Source organism: Sphaerospermopsis sp. FACHB-1194 (genome assembly GCF_014696235.1).
In the GTDB taxonomy this organism is placed as follows: domain Bacteria; phylum Cyanobacteriota; class Cyanobacteriia; order Cyanobacteriales; family Nostocaceae; genus Sphaerospermopsis; species Sphaerospermopsis kisseleviana.
On the sequence record NZ_JACJPU010000014.1, the window covers coordinates 68,318 to 88,387 of the forward strand.

At 33.2% G+C, this 20,070-nt stretch carries 12 protein-coding genes and 1 pseudogene; 10 read left to right on the top strand and 3 right to left on the bottom strand.

What is annotated here, in order from left to right; translation table 11 throughout:
* The first annotated feature begins 115 nt into the window (after window positions 1–115).
* The 3 genes from H6F45_RS10780 to H6F45_RS10790 all read left to right on the top strand — a co-directional run bounded on the left by H6F45_RS10780 (window position 116) and on the right by H6F45_RS10790 (window position 4,163).
* A complete protein-coding gene (locus tag H6F45_RS10780) occupies window positions 116–715 on the top strand; it encodes a pentapeptide repeat-containing protein (protein ID WP_096572358.1) in 600 nt (199 codons plus the stop codon).
* Between the two features lie 180 nt (window positions 716–895).
* Window positions 896–2,368 (top strand): pentapeptide repeat-containing protein, encoded by a 1,473-nt coding sequence (locus H6F45_RS10785; protein ID WP_096572359.1) that lies wholly within the window; start codon window positions 896–898, stop codon window positions 2,366–2,368.
* Window positions 2,369–2,705: 337 nt separating this feature from the next.
* On the top strand, window positions 2,706–4,163 hold the full coding sequence (locus tag H6F45_RS10790; RefSeq protein WP_190347160.1) for a S8 family peptidase: 1,458 nt from the start codon (window positions 2,706–2,708) through the stop codon (window positions 4,161–4,163).
* A 296-nt stretch (window positions 4,164–4,459) separates the two neighbouring features.
* On the opposite strand, the gene H6F45_RS10795 is transcribed toward H6F45_RS10790, so the two are convergent.
* A complete protein-coding gene (locus H6F45_RS10795; protein ID WP_096572361.1) occupies window positions 4,460–5,878 on the bottom strand; it encodes a hypothetical protein in 1,419 nt (472 codons plus the stop codon).
* Window positions 5,879–6,068: 190 nt separating this feature from the next.
* On the opposite strand from H6F45_RS10795, the gene H6F45_RS10800 reads away from it, so the two are divergent.
* The 7 genes from H6F45_RS10800 (at window position 6,069) to H6F45_RS10830 (ending at window position 17,207) form a co-directional block, all read left to right on the top strand.
* Window positions 6,069–6,539 carry a hypothetical protein gene (locus tag H6F45_RS10800; protein ID WP_096572362.1) on the top strand — a complete coding sequence of 157 codons (471 nt, stop codon included), beginning with the start codon at window positions 6,069–6,071 and terminating at the stop codon, window positions 6,537–6,539.
* A 3-nt stretch (window positions 6,540–6,542) separates the two neighbouring features.
* Complete coding sequence (locus H6F45_RS10805) at window positions 6,543–8,045, top strand: tubulin-like doman-containing protein (RefSeq protein WP_096572363.1); 1,503 nt, start codon at window positions 6,543–6,545, stop codon at window positions 8,043–8,045.
* Between the two features lie 63 nt (window positions 8,046–8,108).
* Window positions 8,109–11,381, top strand: a complete 3,273-nt coding sequence (locus tag H6F45_RS10810) for a hypothetical protein (RefSeq protein ID WP_190347161.1) — start codon at window positions 8,109–8,111, stop codon at window positions 11,379–11,381.
* 72 nt (window positions 11,382–11,453) lie between these two features.
* A complete protein-coding gene (locus tag H6F45_RS10815) occupies window positions 11,454–12,293 on the top strand; it encodes a hypothetical protein (protein ID WP_096572365.1) in 840 nt (279 codons plus the stop codon).
* A gap of 19 nt (window positions 12,294–12,312) precedes the next feature.
* Window positions 12,313–13,740: a DUF1241 domain-containing protein gene (locus H6F45_RS10820; RefSeq protein WP_137666137.1), complete on the top strand. Its 1,428-nt coding sequence runs from the start codon at window positions 12,313–12,315 to the stop codon at window positions 13,738–13,740.
* A 213-nt stretch (window positions 13,741–13,953) separates the two neighbouring features.
* The gene (locus tag H6F45_RS10825) at window positions 13,954–16,146 is read left to right on the top strand and encodes a hypothetical protein (RefSeq protein WP_190347162.1); all 2,193 of its coding nucleotides are present in this window, start codon (window positions 13,954–13,956) and stop codon (window positions 16,144–16,146) included.
* The gene (locus tag H6F45_RS10830) at window positions 16,143–17,207 is read left to right on the top strand and encodes a hypothetical protein (RefSeq protein WP_199301795.1); all 1,065 of its coding nucleotides are present in this window, start codon (window positions 16,143–16,145) and stop codon (window positions 17,205–17,207) included. Before H6F45_RS10825 ends, H6F45_RS10830 begins: the two co-directional genes overlap by 4 nt.
* Before the next feature lie 159 nt (window positions 17,208–17,366).
* Here the strand turns inward: H6F45_RS10830 and H6F45_RS10835 are convergent, their stop codons facing one another.
* Window positions 17,367–18,863 carry an HlyD family efflux transporter periplasmic adaptor subunit gene (locus tag H6F45_RS10835; RefSeq protein WP_190347179.1) on the bottom strand — a complete coding sequence of 499 codons (1,497 nt, stop codon included), beginning with the start codon at window positions 18,861–18,863 and terminating at the stop codon, window positions 17,367–17,369.
* A gap of 108 nt (window positions 18,864–18,971) precedes the next feature.
* Window positions 18,972–19,823: pseudogene (locus tag H6F45_RS10840) on the bottom strand (NAD(P)H-binding protein).
* Window positions 19,824–20,070: the final 247 nt, after the last annotated feature.

Below are 20,070 nucleotides of genomic sequence, written 5' to 3' on the forward strand. Positions count from 1 at the left end.
TAATCATGATTCCCATCGGTTGGTGAGGAATAATCCACTCATAGCCAATTTTTTTAAATATCCCAGTAACTCAAGATTATTTTTATGTATTTTGGTAAGAAAAATCATCCATTGGATGCTGGCAATTCAGAAGGAGGTAAAGAATAATCAAAGCGATAACTCTCATCAAGATTATTTAATGAAACTTCTACAACGACTGGAGAATAATACAATAGAAACCAGTTTATCTGCAATTAATGAATTGGAACGTTTGGCGCAAGATAATCCACAATTTCACTGGATAATTATGGATATGCTGACTAATTTTGTCAGAGAGAAAACAGCTAATCTACCCCCAGAAGAAGTAATTAGCGATTCCTTGGTAGACAAACGGATACTGATTCAATCAGCTATGATTGTAATTGGTAAAAGAGACGTAAAACAAGACCCAGAAAATGAGCAGATTGATTTAAGTTACACAGATTTAAGGGGACTAAACTTACAAGGTATAAACTTAGCACACACTAACCTTTATCAAGTTAATTTATCACAAGCAAATCTGGTTGGTGCTAACCTAGAGGGTGCTATTCTCAGTGCAGCAAATCTAGCTGGTGCAAATCTTACTAATGCTAACTTACATCGAGCTAATTTATATTTAGCGAGTTTAAAAGATGCAATTTTGGATGATGCTATCCTGGAGGGAGCAAATCTACGAGAAGCGAAGTTTACTATTTAATAGACCATATATACGCGAAAACTTCTGTTTTAAGGGGTAAAAAGGAAAGGGTAAGGAAAAAATCTTTACCTTTTTTTGTGTGAAATAAAATTTTACATATCTAAAAATTGCGGCTAAATGCTATACTGTTTTCTTCTATCATCTCCGTAATAACTCATTATTGTGAAGCATCTTTCTAGTATGTCTGCTAAAAAGACAGATGCAACATTGCATTGGTTGATCACTATCATCGTTATTGTGCTTCTGTCATTGATACTGATTGTCTTCGCATCTACTAATATTGACAAGTTATCACTTCAACAGCAAATATCTCAAAAAAATCAAGCATTAACTACTATTGCTATAGTTTTTCTGGGTGTAGCTGTCATAGTTAATGTTTATTATGCAGCCAAAAGAACTCAAGCAATAGAAAAAAATGCAATTACATCTGAGAAAAATCTAGCAATTAGTCTTGAAAATACCAAACTTCTTCAAGAAAGACTGATTGCAGAACGTTTTATTGGCAGTATTTCCCAGTTAGGACATGACAAGGTAGAAACGCGCACAGGAGCTATTTATGCTTTAGAAAGAATTGCCCAAGATTTTCCCCAAGAACATTGGACAATTATGCAAGTTCTCACTGCGTTTGTCCGCGAAAATGCACCCATACAACTAGAGAGGAAAGTACAAAAACCAGAAGATTTCATGACTATTGATTTCGGAAACAATCGTGATCGGATACGCCGACAACAGCAAGCAAATTATTCTCTACCATTAGAATCTTGGAAACTGCGTACTGATATTCAAGCAGCTTTGACTGTGATCGGGAGACGCAATTTTCAACATGATCGAGAAAATCAAAAATTAGATTTACGTAATACCGATATCAGACGAGTTGATTTAGCAGGAGCTAAACTCCAAGGGGTAGACTTACGGGGATCTGATGTGTGTGGTGCAGATTTGCGAAATGCGGATTTAAGTGAGGCGGTTTTGGATGGTGCTAAACTCATCGGTTCTATTCTTTATCAAGCTAACTTATTTAAGGCTAGTTTGCGGGGAGCTAATTTGAGTCGTTCTAATCTCAATCTTGCCAATTTATATGGAGTCAACTTGAGTTCCGCTAATTTGTTTGGTGCAAGTTTGCGTTCAGTTAATTTGCAATCTGCCAACTTGTATAAAGCTAATTTGCAACAAGCTAATCTCAAGGCTGCTAATTTATCAGGTGCTAAGTTATTTTTAGCTAATTTGCAAGGTGCGAAATTAGGGAAAACTAATTTACGTTTAGCAGGGTTAATTGCTGCAAATCTTAATGGTGCAAATCTTAATGGTGCAAATTTACAAGGTGCAAATTTGAATGCTGCAAAATTACAGCAAACAGATATTTATTTTGCTAACCTTAGTGCAGCTAGTTTAACAGAAGCCGATTTAAATCACGCTAATTTGATGGGTGCTAATCTTTCTCAAGCAATACTTGATGAAGCTAATCTTTCTGAAGCTAATCTCATCGGTGCTAATTTATTAGGCGCTCAACTTGATGATGTTAAACTGACTGGGGCGATTTTAAATGGTGCTAAAAACCTGAAATCTGAACAGATCATTAACGCAGTGGGCGATCACACTACTCGCCTTCCTGATTATATCGAAGCGCCAGCTAATTGGCGAGAATCTGTTTAATTCTCTAATTAATTATCTAAAACTGTCTTTTTTGCTACTTTCGGTGCATTCTACCTGTTGATGATTTTTATATTTATTGTTATTAATTCATCATATTTATCTAGTTTTAAGTTATTAAATTATGACTTATTTTTTGTGAGCAAAGCTTGATTTTAAAACCATGAATTCGTAATCAAATTAGCTTTTTATCTGAGAGGATTCATAGTATTTTTTAACCAAGGGGAATAACTGTAAGTTTTAACGTTGTTTCAAACTTTTATCTGACAAAGTTTGAAAAATAAAGTTGGAAAAATTCAGACTGCGAAAAAAAGATTATTATTTTAAGGATAAAAGTCTGATGACGTTGAATAATACTAACTCTTTTTCCTCCCGTCAGGAAATCAACATTACACCTGTTTACTCAGGTGATGCTTTTGCAACTCCCATTGACAATAGTTTAAGTTGGAGTAATCGTAGTAGCTTACCAAAAGATGCAAATATTCAGTCTCATGTGACTGCAAACAGCTATAACTCTCAAAATGGTTATGGTTTAGTCAATGCAGGAAAAGCAGTGAGTAAAGCAGTTGGTGTAACCCCCTATCCAGATGCTCCAAAATTGGGTGGAAATAATTGGGGTGCAGACATGGTAAATGCTCCCACAGCTTGGCAAAATGGACATACAGGAAAAGGTGTCATTGTTGCGGTTTTAGATACAGGCATTGACTATAATCACGAAGATTTGAAAAACAATATTTGGACAAATACCAAAGAAATTACTGGTAATGGAATAGACGATGATGGTAATGGTTATGTTGATGATGTTTTAGGTTGGAATTTTAATAGTAACAACAATAATGTTTTAGATAATAATGGACACGGAACTCATGTTTCGGGAACTATTGCCGCCGAAAATAACGGTATTGGTGTAACTGGAATTGCCTATAATTCTCAAATTATGGCAGTTAAAGTTTTAGATGAAAATGGCTCAGGTTCTTATGCAAATATCGCTAATGGTATCCGTTACGCTGTAGATAATGGTGCTAATGTTATTAACCTCAGTTTAGGAGGAAATTCTGGTAATAATACTCTCAAATCAGCTATTGAATATGCGAGCAGTAAAGGTGTAATTGTGGTGATGGCCGCAGGTAATAATGGCGATGCTACACCATCTTATCCTGCTCGTTATGCTGATAAGTCAGGTATTGCTGTGGGGGCGGTAGATCAAAATAATCAACTCACTGATTTTTCTAATCGTTCTGGTTCTCAAGAAATTAAATATGTGACTGCTCCAGGTAAGGAGGTTTATTCTACAATTCCTGATAATAAATATGCTAGTTATAGCGGTACTTCTATGGCCGCTCCCCACGTTGCTGGTGTAGTAGCTTTGATGCTGAGTGCTAACCCGAATTTAACAGAAAGTCAAGTGCGGGAAATTATCATCAGTACGGCGGAAAATAGTACAAATCCCCAACAACCACAACCTTCAAATCCTTCGCCTTCTCTACCTTCTTTCTTTCCGCCTTTAGATTCTTTTTTTCCTATTGATATGATTGATATTGGTTCTCAATTTCCTACTGATATTGGCAATATTGGTGGTAGTTTTCCCTTACCTTTTCAATCAGAATCAACTCAATTACCGTCGGTTGTTGTATCTATTAGTAATGAAGATTTAGGGTTACGGTTTGGTGATTATAATGCCAAAACTCCCAATTTAGAAACCCTTAATTACTACAGTGAGAGCAAAGATAGATGGGAATTACGGGACTATGATATGAATCTAGAAAATATGGATATTTGGAGTTTAGACTATATTTAGTTTTACCTATTGTACTTCTCACATTAGTCTAAACTTTAATAGACCTCTCCGAAAAAGATGTAGGGACAATTCATGAATTGTCCCTACGAATGGGTTTCAGGTTACGCATATTTAATTTTCGGAGATGTCTAATAATTACCCCACCCGCGCTATCGCACACCCTCCCCTTGGTAAGGGGAGAAGTGTGTACCTCATGTAACCCAAATCTATGGTTTTTAAAACCATGAATTTAAGTTTATCTATTTATGTCTAAAGTATGATATTGTCGAAGGTTGAGCAATTTTCGCTACTGCCATTTAATTTTTCTGAATTCCATAACACAAGCGACCAACTAACCATTGTGAAGTTTGATTTTTATCGTCAGTATTTTTTGCTCTTTCAGCTTTCATAGTTTCTGTTCTAATTTTCAAAGCCATAAAAAACTCTTCTAAATTATGCGTTTTTGAACCATCTTGTTCATTGCTTCTAGTTTGCCAATCCCATTCTTTCCACCAAGTAGGAATTTGTAGGTTTTCCGTCAAAATATCAAATTGTAGTTTATAAATACCAGGTTCAGGGAATTTATGAGGTTGGATGACAGCAGTAAAATTTAATTTATTTTCTTGAGGAATAATTTGCCAATCTTTAAATTCAATGGGACTATTTACTGCTGAAATAGCATCAACTGCTGTAAAATTTTTAGCGAACTTATCAAACTTTTCGGCTTTAACTTGTGCTTTCAAGGAATTAGGATCAACAAATAAACTATATTCCGACGGTGCTATGTCCACACTATAATTAATTGTTAAACTATCTTGTTGACGAGAATCTATTTGTAATAGTTCATAGTTACCTTGATTAACTTTACTAGCTGCAACTCCATCCTTAACTAAAGATAGAGTTCTTGTTATACCTTTAGGTGTTGTTGGTAGTGTTTCTAATTTAGATACTTGCTCAATGATATGATCAGGATGGAAAATCATTAACTTACTAATATCGCTATTAGCTAATGATTGATTAGAGTTATATTTTTGTAATTCACCAAAATAATATTTCACATCCTGGTAGGGTCCAATGAACAAAACATAAAATGGTCTGAGCTTTTCTGGTTGTTTACCAGAATTATAATCAAAAGTTTGAAGTTGATTATTTTTATCTATATAAACCTTACCATTAAATTCACTTTTAACAGCCCAAATACCGACAGCATAATCTTTTTTATCAGAATTAAAATAAATATCTTGGATTTTTTTATTTAATTTAGTTACATCACCGCTATTTTGTTCTAAATCGGTAATTATTACCGTCATTTTTGGCTGGTTTTTGACTGAGGGAATAATAGCAGCATCTATGGGACTAGAGACTGCTTTAAATTTAGCGTTACTGCCATCATAAAAAACAGAAGTTGCCCCAAAACTATAATATTCACTACTTGTAATCTTCTGCATGGGATTAGCAATACGATAATATTCAACTGGTAATTTCCCTGTTAATTCAAATACTGTTCTGAGAGATTTTAAAGCTTTAGTGTAGTTAGTTTCCCCATCTTTGACATAGCCTAACATCGAACCACTGCCATCTAGATAAATAGCCACATTCAGATTATCTGACTTACTAGCTGTTTGATTATTGACAGAATTAACACTGGGAATATCACATCTTAACTCTTCTTTTTTGTTGCAAGCAACTAAAAAAACTGCAATTAATACTAAAAAAGCCCATTTTATACGCATCATGTCATTTTTCTCCATTATTCAATATCAATATTTTGTTGGTTTGTTGCCAAAAATTAATACTTATTAAGTAATTTTACGGCTTCTTGTGTTGACATTCTCAGAATAATATGATTGTATAACAAATACTACTAATGTTAAATCTAAACAAAAAAACAAACTTCTAGATCAGTAGGAATTATAAGGAGGCCTAATGAATCCGTGGGAGATTATCAGAATCATTATATTTACTGTGATCGGTGCTGTACTGATGTTTTTGGGGCAGCGTCTCATATATGAAAATCAAATTATACCCATTCAAAAAGTCCCCTTGGATACATGGCTTGCTGCTGACTATACCACAGCTGCACTGATTATGTTCGGTGTTTGTCTGTTTTCCACAATTTTTTGGTGTGTGTTGGGAGCAATGAGTAAGTCTGGCGGTAGTAGCCGGGGTAAATGGTTGTTAATTTGGTTTTTGTTAGGACTGCTACCTTTACTCACCATTGCTTTTACAGTCTTTTACATCAATCGCAGCGATGAAGCGCAATTTTCATTAATGTGTTTTTTCTTGTTTGATGCTATCTGGTTGTATTGGTTAAATACCGCTACCAGTTCTCCTGAAACCGTCAAATACATTCCCCCTGGAGCTTTTTTTATCCGTCATAAACTAATGGGAGATTAACAAATGTCAATTTATGTAATTGGAATTGGTGGAACTGGTGCTAAGTGCATTGAAGCAATAATTCAATTAGCATCTATAGGACTTTTTAACGAAGAACCCCTAAATTTATTATTTGTTGATGCTGATGAAAATAACGGTAATTTAGAACGAGCGCGAAAAAGTCTGAAAATTTATCAAGACTGCCATAAATTAACTTTGGCTGATAAATTTCCTTGGATGAAAACGGAAATCAGAGACTTTGGTTTATGGTCGCCTTTTGCAAATACCAGCGTTAATAAAAATCTGAGTTCATTTTTTGAATATAACCTGCTCAAAGATGATGAACCAGCATTAGGAAATTTATTTGATGTTCTCTATACTTCGGAAGAAAAAGAAGCTAATTTAGATGTCGGTTTTCGGGGTCGTCCTGCCATTGGTGCGGCGGTAATGAGTCAAGTCAAACTTGATGCTTTAGATTATGATTCATGGGGTCAACTCCTGAACCAACTGCAAACAGATACAGGGGCGGGAAAACGACCAAAGGTATTTTTATGTGGGTCAATTTTTGGCGGTACTGGTGCTTCAGGCTTGCCGACAATTGGGCGATTAATTCATAATAAGTTAGAAAACCTGAGAATCAGAAGTAAAGTAGATATTGGTTGTTTATTTGTTTTACCTTATTTTGGATTTAATCCGAGTTCGGCAGACAATTCAGAAACAGTTTATGCTCGGTCTGATCAGTTTTTATTAAATACAGAAGCCGCCCTGCGTTATTATGGTGGTCAGGCACAAGAAACTTTTGATACTGTCTATTTATTGGGTAATCAGAACTTATCTCCAGTTAAAGTTTTCAGTGTGGGCAAAAACACCCAACGTAATGATCCGCATTTTCTGGAAATGTATGCAGCATTAGCCGCCAGACAATTTTTATTAAACACAACTCCCCAGCAAAAAAGTGTAGTGTTAATGAACCGGGAGAATTTAAAAAATATCACTTGGCGAGATATTCCTGAACAAAAATTAGTCACTGCTGAATTAGTAAATGCCACTCGGTTTGTCTTTGCGTGGTTAGCTGATATTGCCCCACTGTTAGCAGAATGTAAGAGCATTGGAATTAAACAATTTCAAAAAAGTCCTCAAGGATTTTGGTTTACTAGATTCTTTCCAGATAAAGCTGTTTTTGGCAATAATCAACAAAAATCAGTTGATTTTAATGATCCTGAACAACAAAATGCATTAGAAATAATTAGTATTTGGTGTCAAGATTATTTACGCTGGTTATCACAAATTCATCAATGTGCTGACGAGAATATTCAATTATTCAATGCCAAACATTTCGCTAATAGTCCCATGAAACCTGATTATTTATCAGATTTAATCATTGGGGACAGTCGAGATAAAAACCAAAAATCTAGGGATACAGTACAAGACTTGAAAAGACGATTAAATCCTGAAGCTATAAGCAACTTACCCAAAATAGGAATATTTGGACTGGCTAAGGCTTTATATATTGTCTGTCGTTTGTAGGCAGAAATTTCTGTAGAAAAAACTTTTTGTAGAAATAAATTTGTTGATGAGGAAAATTAGATCATGACTAGTGCATATACTAATAATCAATCTGCTTTGTTGTTGCCAAAACTGAAAAATGATTGTGATGTCACATCGGGTAATCCTGGAATTTGGGATACTCAAGCACCAAAAGCTTTTAATGATGTCGCTTCTAGTTTAGATTACAAAGCACCGGGAGCAGTAACCAGCGTGAGTTCTGTTCCCACAGTTTGGGCGCGAGCTTTATCAATGGAAATGGCATTACATAATGATGCTTACCCAATTCGAGAACAAATGATTACTCAATGGCAAGGAATGTTAGCGGTTTTAGCATTAGCAGAAGTCCGCAATTTTCCCATTAAATCCCAACTTTTAGAACTGGAAACAAAGAAAAGTAATCATGTTTTTGCTCGTTCTTTATATGAGCTTTTACCTGATCCTGTTAATACTCTTTATACATTTAATAATAACAAACATCCTTGGGAAGATTTATATGTTTTTACCTGTAATGATCAACCTGTGGGGATGACTTCACCTAGTACCTTAGTTGTACCTTCAGAACAGGGAAAATGGGATAGTATACCTTGGTGGGATGCAAATACATTACAGTTAAAATCACCTCATAATTATCTTAACCAAACAGAAAAAGAACAGTTAGCGTTTTGGTTAGATAACCTCCGCAAAGAAATCAGAAGATATAACGGTGATAGTAAAGCCATTGATAGAATTTTTGGTTTAGTTAATGGGTTTATTAATAGTTTGGGTGTGACAACTACACCGAACTTTCAATTTAGTAATAACCCCACATATTTTGAAGTTGAAATTAACCGAGGGGCGTTAACCGCGCTGAATTTACCTGTTAAGGTAGAGGTGAAAGAATCTAATGTTAGGGTGATTCCCAGTTTGATGAAACCGAATGTTCCGCAATTGTTAATTATTGATCCTGATATTGCTACTGCTTGGAATGAACCACCACAAAATATATCTATTCACGAAGGTAAAACCTTAGCTGCTTTTCGTCCTGAAGATATTGGAACATGGAATAAAAGTAGAAAAGTAGTTTGTTTAGAATCGAAAGATTTATTTTTACCAGAGTTAAAATTTATTGATCAAGAGGGAATTTTACCAGGTGCTTTACTACCTGAAGGTACACAATCTTTAGTTTTTAAGAATCGGAATATTACACCTTTAATTCCTGTGAATCCGATTTTATTAAATTATTTCACCCCGGAGGATTTAACTAAGAAAATTAAATTACAATTGATTAATAATGGTGCAGGTGGTTCACAAGTACGGGTAAGTTTAACGTTACCTCTTTCTGGTGTGAAAGGTGGAAAAGTTCAGCAAATTTTTCTTTTAACTAAGGACTATCCTTTGTTAGAGGAGAATATTATTTATGAAGTTCCGGTGTTAGAGGTGTGGCCTGATTTTCGGGCTAAGGGTTGGCAGGAATATTATGGATTTTACTATGATGCTGAGTATGGGGAGGAGACTTTTCAGGTTAGTTTTCCCGGTGCGAAAGAAGTTCATTCTTTCAAAGAACGTAAAGGATCTTATCAAACAGTACAATTAGATGAATTTCCATCCTTTATTGAATGTAAAGACATTTATACCAATACAATTGGTTTAATTCTGTTAGCAAGTCCAGAAGAAGTTCCACTAACTGGTGAATGGGTAGTTGGTGTTGATTTTGGTACTTCCTTTACTAACGTCTATGTTAATAAAAACGATAAAGTAACAGAAAGATTGAACTTAGAAATACTGCATCGTAAAATTACTTATGTGTTAGTAGAAACCAGATTTCCAGTTTTGTTTGAATACTTCATTCCTGAGAGTTTTATTCCTGTAGAGAAACCCTTTCCGATGTCTACAGTCTTAACAACAAAAGGAGAAAGAAACACAAAAACAGACCAATTAAGTCCAATTTTTGATGGTCGTTTATATATTCCCGCACGAAATCGCTTTTCACCCCAAGAAACCTGGATCAAAACTAATCTCAAATGGGAAACTGAGAATTTAGGCAATAACCAACTATTCCTTAAACATTTAGCATTACATATTAGTGCTATAGCCGCTAAAAATGGTGTACAAAAAATTCAATGGTCTTTATCTTTTCCATCAGCTTTTTCACCTAAACAAGAACAGAACTATGCCAAAACCTGGCAGAAAATAACTAAAGAAATAGAAGCCAAAACAGGTATTAAACACAACAGCCCTGGTAAGGATGATGCAACTTATTTCCGTACTGAAAGTTTAGCTGTAGCCCAATATTTTGCTGAGTATGAAGATTGTAATTTAGTTAACTCTACCTGTATTGATATGGGTGGTGGTACATCAGATATTTCTATTTGGCAAGATGATAAGCTAGTTCATCAATGTTCTGTGGAATTAGCAGGACGTGATTTATTTTCTCAGTTCATCGAAATAAATCCTAATTTTCTCAAAAAATTAGATATTAACCCCGATGAATGGACGAGATTGAAAGGAGTTGCTTTCAATGCCAAACTGGATGTTTGGATGCGTCTAGAAGCTGATAACTGGTTAGATAAAAAACGGGATACTTTGGAAGAAAATAAAGAATTTCAAGGTTTATTACGGTTAATGGCAATAGGTATATCTGGCTTGTACTTTTATGTTGGTCAGATTCTATCTGTTTTATATCAAGAGGGTAAATACACTGTTGATGAAATCACTCCAGTCTATATTGGTGGTAATGGTTCACGTTTATTACATTGGTTAGCTGAACGTGGAGAATTTGACAAAAATTCAGAAATAAATGCTTTACTTAGTCGCATGATGAGTGTAGCTTCTGGTTTTACAGATACAGAAGAACCCACACGCCTAAGTCAAAACCCCAAAGATGAAGCTGCTTGTGGTTTAGTGTTAAAAGATAAAAAGCTCAAAGGTTTAAATAAAAAGGAAAAAGATCATGTAATTGCTGGTGAAGGTTGTGAAATAGATAATGAAACCTATAGTTGGCAAGATCGTTTAGAATTTAAGGCTAAAACCATTTCTAAATATCAAATTCCTGAACTAAATCAGTTAAGATTGTTTCTGGATGCTTTTCATGCTAGTCTAGATGATTTACGAATTGATGGAATTAAACCACTAGAAGGTTATGAATTTGAAAAAGAATATCCAGATGATCCCGATCCGGAATACAATCAAAAGTTGTGGAAAGCTACAGTTAAGGAGTTGAGAAATTCTTTAAATTCCGTTAAAGGTGATGTTGAAAGTATAGGTAAAGAACCTCCTTTTATCCTGGGCTTAAAGGCTTTACTGAAAGTTTTAGCTAGGGAATGGTCTGGTAAATAAAGCGGTTTAAATATGGGCGATATTTTCGCCCTGATTGTTTTCTTTCAATTATCAAGTATACAGAGGTGAAAAATGGAAGCTAATTCTAATATATGTCCTGTTTGTAAAACTGAATACGGTGATCATAATAGAGAAGAAGCTATAAGTTATTTCCTTATATTCATAGTTTCTGAATTGAAAAAAGAAAATTTAAATCTGAAAAAAGAGAATCAATCTCTACAAGAAAGATTAGAAAAATATGAAAATACTAATATTTCAGAAAATACATATAATAATCTAGCCGATAATAAAATACAAGAACTACTAAATCATTTTCAACACCCCTTAGTTGTTGAAGCCATTATTAAGATAATTAATGATTATTCTCAGGCACAAAATAATAAATTTCAGATGGAAAATCAAGAGAATTTAATAAATAAAGAAGAGGAATATATTAATCATGACAATGGTGAAAATTTAGATGAAACAAAAACTGATGATGAAGAAACTAAGAGCATCGCAGATAATTATACAGATTATTCTACAATTCTGACATTGCACGAACAGCAATTAGTAAATTCTTATAAGAATCCGGATTTCGATTTCCAGGATTTCCCGGAATGGATAATTAAAGTATCTGAGCCGGAAGAAAGTCAAACTAAGCGTTGGGGAGGCAGTAAAGAAGCAACAATTTTTCAACGTAATCGTCAAGGTAATTATTGGATAATCAATATAGATGATTGTTCATATATAGTTCCTCAAAGAAAATTTAAGATTAATGAATATAGCCAAGAGACATTACTCTCAACTTTTGACTGTCGCGGTTATCAATCAGGTAAATCTGAAAATTTTGTATTGGTAAAACCAGGTAAAGTAACTGTTAAAAATCAATATGAATGGCAATTAATTGACCCAGGTATCTTACAATTTTAATAAACAATATGTGAATATTATGCTAAAAACAAATCATATCAAATATATCTCAGTTTCTTTACTCATCTCTCTGATGGTGGGGTGTCAACGTCCTCCATTAAAATCAGAAAATAATAATGTTAAAGTTCAAGCTAACCCATCTCCTGTAATTTTACAGAATGTGGATGACTTTAATTCGATTTTATCCGCACATACTGAATTAAATAAATCAATAATTCAGTTAAATGCTAATCTCCAGAAAGTTATAGATGGTAACTTAGAAAGAAAAGAATTAGATTTTACCGATTCAAATAAAAAAATAGTTCAATTGAAAAATGCTCTCACAAAAATTAATAATCCAGACAAAATAAAAAACCTCGCAGATATAAACAAGACAATTAGTGATATAGAGAACGCCATCAAACCATTAGAAAAGGGTTTTAGTGATGCTGATGTTACTCAAGTCCAACAAATTATTAAACTCCAAGAAACTCAAAATATTGCACCTAATGGTAATTTTAGGAAAAAAACACAGATACAGTTACAAAATTTTTTGAATAAAAAAAATGAAATATTAAACAAACAATTTGATGTAATTAAACAACTAACAAAAAATCAACAATTATCGGATAATAATGGGATTGTAAGTAACTATCAACAGATAGTGTCAGAAAATCACAATCCTGCTAATCAAGATAAAATTCTGATACCTAAATCTGAACTTGACAGGATTTATAAACTTCTAAATTTGACTGTCAGTGTAAATATTATGAGTTTTATTATCTTTGGGGGATTAATTGCTTGGTTATTTTATAAGTTGAACATATTGGAAACAAAACAAAATCATTCATCAAATAATATAACTCAACCAAAAAGAATTGTAAATTACATTGAAGGAGAATTTACACAGATTAAACGGCATTTTGATAATTTAGATGAAAGGTTAAAAACCATAGAAAGAGGTTATCAAAATCCCCAAAGTCCCAGTTTATCAAATTACACATTTACGAATAATCAACCAATTAATACACCAGTTAATAGAGTAGTACATCCACTTAAATCCCAAACGGAAAATATTTATCAATCTCAGACATCTCTATCTAATCACGAAACCAAAATACTTACAGTATATAATAGTAAACCTCGTTCTTTATCTGCAAATGCAATCACTGTTGCAGAAAGTGATCACACAGTAGAACAGCGTCGTATTGGAAAAAAAGTTGCACCTATTCTAGAAAAAAATCAGTTAGGTAATTACTGGATAGTTCGAGAAGGAAATTATGAATATCTTGTACCCAAAGGCAATATTAAAATTAATGAGTATAATTATGAAACAATATCAAGCTGTTTTGAATGTATAGGATATCATCCCAGTTCTTCCAGTAGCTTTACATTGTTAAAACCAGCAACAGTATCATCTATTGGACAACATTGGCAATTAGTAGAACCTGGAAAATTACAATTTTAATAACTAAAAGAATCAATTAAATTATATGCCAGCTAATAATCTTGAAAAAGTAGATTTTTCAGAACAGGAATGTTTAGAGTGTTGTTTCAAATTAAAGGAAGTAAGGTTACAATTAGGTTTTAATTACTCAAACCTGCTAAAGTGGTAATGATAGGTAATTTACAAACCTGGCAATTGACGGAGAAAGGAATTATTGAATTTGAGTAGATGTAGATGAATATGAATAATAATTTACATGATTTAAAAATGAAAACTGACAGCTTATTAACTAAGCTCAAAGAACTTCAACTGACAACCAAGGATTTATTTTTAAACAAGCTCGTATTTATCGAACAAGAGAGTATTTTACCAGGTGCTTTACTTCCTCAAGGTACGCAATATTTAGTATTTGCAAATCATCAGATTACTCCTCTTTTACCGCTTAATCCAATTCTACTAGATTATTTTACTCCAGAAGAATTAACTAAACAGCTTGAATTTGAATTGATTGATGAAGATGATTTATCACAGGTAAGACTAATTTTAGATTTACCAAATAGTGAAACTCCTTTGTTTAAAGATTATACAATTCAAGCAGAAAATCTTATTCCTGAAGTTCCAGTTTTAGAAGTATGGCCTAATTTTCAAGCAGAGGGATGGAAAGAATATTACGGTTTTTGTTATGATGCTGAATATGGAGAAGAAACTTTTCAGGTTTGTTTTCCTAATGTAGAGGAAATTAAGCAATTTCAAGAAGGTCGAGGTAGTTATAAAATAGTTAGATGTACTCAATTTCCTAAATTTATTGAATGTAAAAATATTCAAGAACATACAATTGGTATTATTTTACTACCAACACAAAAGAAAATAGAGCTTGCATATTCCTGGAAAATAGGTATAGATTTTAGAAGTGATTATACTAGCGTTTATGTTAATAAAGATGATAAAATTGTTGAATCTTTCAAATCAGATAATCTACATCATAAAGTTACAGATGTTTCTATAGATACTAGGTTTCCAGTTTTATTTGAATACTTCATTCCTGAAAGTTTTATTCCAGTAGATAAACCATTTCCCATGTCTACCGTACTAACTACTAGGGGAAGTGCAGACATAAATCAAGAACGTCCAATTTTTGATGGTAGAGTTTATATTCCTGTTCGGAATAGATATTCACAACAAGAAAGCTGGGTTAAAAAAGATTTACAATGCTCAACTAAAAATCTTAGATATATTCGGTTATTTCTTAAACACCTCATATTACACCTGACTGCAAATGCTGTTAACAACAAAGTTAAAACAATTGAATGGTGTATTTCCTATCCTCCTCAATTTTCCCGTAAAGGTAAATATAAATATGCTCAAATGTGGCAAGATATAACCAATAATTTACAATCTAAAACAGGTGTTAAACATCTTTGCCCCAATATTAATGATATTCAATATTTTCGATCACAAAGTTTAGCATTTGCTCAATATTTTACTGAATATGAAGATTATGATTTAGTAAATACCACTTGTATTGATATTGGTAATGTAAATTCTAATATATCTATCTGGCAAGATAATCAACTTATTTATCAATGTTCTCTAAATTTTGGTAAAATAGACTTATTCTCTCAGATAATAAAAACTAACCCTCAGATTTTGAAAATATTTGATATTGAACCTGACAACTGGATAAAATTTCCAGAATATGCTTTTTATGACCAGTTAGATATTTGGTTAAGATTAGAGTCTGCAAACTGGTTAGAACGAAAAAGAGAGTTATTTATAAATCATCCTGAATTTCAAAAACTGATAACATTAATGTCTATTGGTTTATCTGGGTTGTATTTTTATATTGGTCAAATTCTTGCTGTTTTACACCACGAGGGTAAATACACTCTTAAAGAAATTACTCCTGTTTATATTGGTGGAATTGGTTCACGTCTTTTAAATTGGTTGTCAGAAGGTGGAGAATTTGATAGAAATTCAGAAATTAATTCTTTACTCAGTCGCATGATGAGTATAAGTTCTGGTTTTCCTGACACAGAAGAAATTACACGCATGAGTCAAAACCCTCAAGATGAAGTTGCTTGTGGTTTAGTTTTGCAAGATCAAAAATTACAAGAATTAGATATAAATTTAAACACTATTGATAAATATGAGATTACTAATTTAACTCAGTTACAGCTATTTTTTGATACTTTCCATGATAGTTTAGATGATTTAAGAATTGAAGATATTAAAGCAATAGAAGGTTATAACTTTAATAAACCAGAGTATGAATATAATCAAAAATTATGGAGAGCTACAGAAAGAGAACTAAGAAACCTTTTAAATTCTCAAAAAGGTGATATTGAAAATATCCAACCAGAACCACATTTTATTGTAGAATTAAAAGCATTAGTTAGAGTATTATATAAGGAGATAGATAATCTATGACATCCAATTTTCAAGATGATTTAATTCGTAGAATTAAACAACTAGAGCAAATTATTGAACAAAACCTGACACCGCGAATCACTAATATAGAAAATTACCTATCTACACTTACTGAAAAAGTCCAAACTGGTTCAGTTATCGTCACAAGTGCTTTTACAACGGAAAAAATCACACCCCTAAATATATCTGAATTAGAATTAATAGAAGTTTATAATAACGTTCCCAAAGTTTTATTAAAAAACTCAATTATTGCCGAATTAACAGCTAAAAGTTATCGAGAAGATAACCAAAATCAACCTGTTTTATTAGAAAAAGATGAAAATGGTAAATATTGGATAATAGTATCTAATCAAAATAATATCTTTCTCTTACCTAGCATTAACATTAAATTGCATATTCATAAACTAAAAACTGTAGAAAAATTATTTGATTTTCGTGGTATTACTCCCACAGTAGATACTCATTTTCTATTAATTAAACCTGCTAGAGTATCCAGTTTACCTAGTGGTAAGGAATGGAAGTTATTAGAAAAGGGAATTTTAGAATTTACTAATGATATTTCTGGTGTTTCATTTAGATCATATTTAGATATAGATGAGCAACAAAATCAAGTTAAAAATAATTTAGAAAAAAATAATTTAGAACTTGAAAAAATCAACAATGAACTAGATGAATTAAAATTACACTTGCAGCAGTTACAAGAGGTAAATAAAAATTTACCATCACAATTAAACGCAGAAATAAACATACCAGAAATTAAAGATAATCAGGCAAATACTAACCTAGAAATCCTGAAAATCAATAAACAATTAAATGAATTGAAATTGGAATTAAAAAGCGAATTTGATAAAATTTCAAAATCACAAATTCAAAATATATCAAAAGATGCTATTTATGAACAATTGGATAATTTTAAATCAATGTTAGAAAAAATGCAGGAAGAACGCAACAACTTAGAAACTCAAATAGGAAAAATTGCAGTTCTTAGAGATTATGTTTATCTACAAATAGATTTAATTAAGGTGCGGTTAGAATCTTTGGAAAATAAACAGGATAATTGAGGATGTTGAATTTGATGAGTATTTATTAACTATAAAAAGGGTGGGCAAGACTTGTACTGAGCGACCTGTACTGAGCGCAGTCGAAGTAAGTCGAAGTGCGGAGTCGAACTATGTCGAAGTATGCCCACCCCACAAGATTTTGCAAATATTTAATAATAATTACCTCACAGAAAAAGCCTCACTAAATCTGCGGGTAATTGGCTCAACAATAAAGGTTAGAATCGACTTCTTCCGCGTCACAATCTCCGCATTTGCCACCATCCCCGGCGTAAATTCCACCTCTTTACCCCGCACAGTCACGGAATGCTTACTTAACTTAATTCTCGTCGGAAAAACCAAACCTAATTTTTCATCAACCACTGCATTCGGACTAATTTGTAAAACTTCCCCATCAACTACACCAAATTCTTGAAAGGGAAAAGTTGCTAATTTCACCTTTGCTTTCATTCCCTGACGAATAAAACCAATATCCCGGTTTAAAACTTTTACCTCTAACAGCATTTCTTCCCCTTCGGGTAAAATTGACAGCAATTCTTCCCCAGACTGTACAGGTCCTTTGGTAGCTTTGACTTTATAAATTGTTCCCGCTACTGGTGCTTTAATTGTTTCTCCATCTTTTTCTTGTTTCGCTTGTTCTAATTGTCCTGCAACATTGGCTAATTCTTCTTTACGTCTATTTATTTGCGTTAAAATTTCACTTTTTCTTTCTGATGCTAATCTTAAACCTTGATTTTTGGCTGCTTGATACGCTTGTTCAGCTTGATTAATTTCTTGTTTTTGAGCAGCAATATCTTTTCCTAAAGATGCTACTTTATCCTGTGTTTCTGTAACTCTATTTTTGGCATTAGTTACTTCATTCGTGGCTCTAATAATATCAGTATTTGCTCGATTTAATCTTTCCTGGGCTTCTAAATAATCAACTCTGGGAACAGCACCAGGATTTAATAAGGTTCTCAAATTTTCTTCTCGTTGTTGGGCAATTTTTAAACTTTCTTCTAGTTTAGCACGGATATTTTCTGCATTTACTAAATTAGTTTGAGCATTACTCACACCGGTTTTAGCATTAGCTAAATTTTCTTCTAACCGAGTTAATCTAATTTTCGCTTGTTTGATAATTGAAAGTTGGCGTTCTGCTTCTGCTTCTGCTGCTGCTTGTCTAGCTTTATAATCTAATAACCGGGAATTTAATAACTCATCTTGTAATTTTGTTCCCGCAGTATTTCCTCCGGTTCTTTCAGCTTGTAATCTTTGTAAATCTTCTTCAATTAATTTACTTGATTTCGCTAATCTGTTAACATCGGTTTGTTGTAAATTGGGGTCACGTTCAATTAATATTTGATCTTTAGTTACGCGATCGCCCTCATTAACTTTCACCGCTACAATAGATCCATTACCTAAAGATGTCACCGGTCTCACTTGAGTAGAAGCAATTAATTCTCCCGGTGCTGTCGCTACTTCATCAATTTCTGAAAAATGCGCCCAGGAAATAGTACCAAAGACAATAACACTAATAGTTCCCGCTAATAATCTTGTATAAAGTGGTGGTAATTCCTGTACAGCTTTACCCAATTCATAGGATAATTGTTCCTCTGGTTTAGCAAAATTTTCTTTTGTTTGACGTGCTTGAACAGGATTTGCAGATAGGGAATATTTCATATATTTGGTAATTGGTAATTGGTAATTGGTAATGGTTAATTGGTAATGGTTAATTGGTAATTGGGAAAAAAAGCTGATTACCCAGTCACCAGTCACCAATCACCAAAATTAAATTGCTAAATAACGCCCCAAAAAGTTTTCTAAAGTTTCCAATTGCAAGTTATAAATCCTTTCTAAATTGGCAATTTCTTCCGATGTACAGTAAAATTCATTAGCTAATAAAGTGCGAAAAGTTCCTAAACCTGTTTGTGCTGAAGAGTTCAATAAACCTAATGCTACCCGTAAACCATCCACTGCAAATAAAGGAACATTAATGATGATTGGTTGTTTGTTAAAGATGCGACTAAAAATTTTGGGAATGTCCTCACGCAATAAAATTTTAGGTCCTCCTAATGGTAAAATTTGATTACGAGCCTCAGCAACGGTTAAAGAATCTACGACTATTTTGGCTAAGTCATCGGTACTAATAATAGATGTGCGATTTTTGGGATCACCGATGAGCAAATATAAATCAGTTTCTCTAAACCGTTCCGCCAAAGGTAGCAGGTTTGATGCTAAACCAGATGGGCGTAAAATAGTGTAATTTAAGCCACTACTTTGCAGATATTTTTCTACTGTGCGTTTAGTTTTGAAAATGGGAGCGTCTTCATATCCTCTTTCAGCACCTAAAACGGATATCAAGACAAAATGCTCAACAGTTAGTAATTTTATGGACAAATATCCTCAAGCTACTTTGACCAGTGTTACCCGGAATGGGTAGATATATTTCACACCTTGACAGGCTTTTTTGATATCCTGTTCTCTCCGCAAATCACCAATAAATATATCAGAAACCCGGTGTTCTAACTCGCTCTAATGAGACGTAAGACAAACAAAAGACCTTACCGACTTCTGTTGTTGATGTAATAACCTCACCATGCGGCGGCCAATATCTCCCGTTGCTCCAGTTACTAGAATCATAACTTTTGGATTTGAGTATGGGGCTTTATGTAGTTAAGTTTAATCACTATTTTTAAATCAGCAAATTGCTAAAAGCCTGTAATTTTACTATTTTCGTGTAATCTAATAGTCTTAGCATTGTTTTAAGATACTTAATGATTAATAGATTATATATATAATTTACTTATACTACTTTACACTCGTGCCACGATTCAGTATCGTACTAGCATAGTAATCCTAAATTATTCAGCAAAAATTCAGCAATTTT

Excerpts from the sequence above, each read along its gene's own strand:
- H6F45_RS10810 (WP_190347161.1), top strand. The coding sequence starts at position 8,109 with ATGACTAGTGCATATACTAATAATCAATCTGCTTTGTTGTTGCCAAAA.
- H6F45_RS10820 (WP_137666137.1), top strand. The coding sequence starts at position 12,313 with ATGCTAAAAACAAATCATATCAAATATATCTCAGTTTCTTTACTCATC.
- H6F45_RS10780 (WP_096572358.1), top strand. The coding sequence starts at position 116 with ATGCTGGCAATTCAGAAGGAGGTAAAGAATAATCAAAGCGATAACTCT.
- H6F45_RS10815 (WP_096572365.1), top strand. The coding sequence starts at position 11,454 with ATGGAAGCTAATTCTAATATATGTCCTGTTTGTAAAACTGAATACGGT.
- H6F45_RS10825 (WP_190347162.1), top strand. The coding sequence starts at position 13,954 with ATGAATATGAATAATAATTTACATGATTTAAAAATGAAAACTGACAGC.
- H6F45_RS10790 (WP_190347160.1), top strand. The coding sequence starts at position 2,706 with ATGACGTTGAATAATACTAACTCTTTTTCCTCCCGTCAGGAAATCAAC.
- H6F45_RS10795 (WP_096572361.1), bottom strand. The coding sequence starts at position 5,878 with ATGATGCGTATAAAATGGGCTTTTTTAGTATTAATTGCAGTTTTTTTA.
- H6F45_RS10800 (WP_096572362.1), top strand. The coding sequence starts at position 6,069 with ATGAATCCGTGGGAGATTATCAGAATCATTATATTTACTGTGATCGGT.
- H6F45_RS10785 (WP_096572359.1), top strand. The coding sequence starts at position 896 with ATGTCTGCTAAAAAGACAGATGCAACATTGCATTGGTTGATCACTATC.
- H6F45_RS10805 (WP_096572363.1), top strand. The coding sequence starts at position 6,543 with ATGTCAATTTATGTAATTGGAATTGGTGGAACTGGTGCTAAGTGCATT.
- H6F45_RS10835 (WP_190347179.1), bottom strand. The coding sequence starts at position 18,863 with ATGAAATATTCCCTATCTGCAAATCCTGTTCAAGCACGTCAAACAAAA.
- H6F45_RS10830 (WP_199301795.1), top strand. The coding sequence starts at position 16,143 with ATGACATCCAATTTTCAAGATGATTTAATTCGTAGAATTAAACAACTA.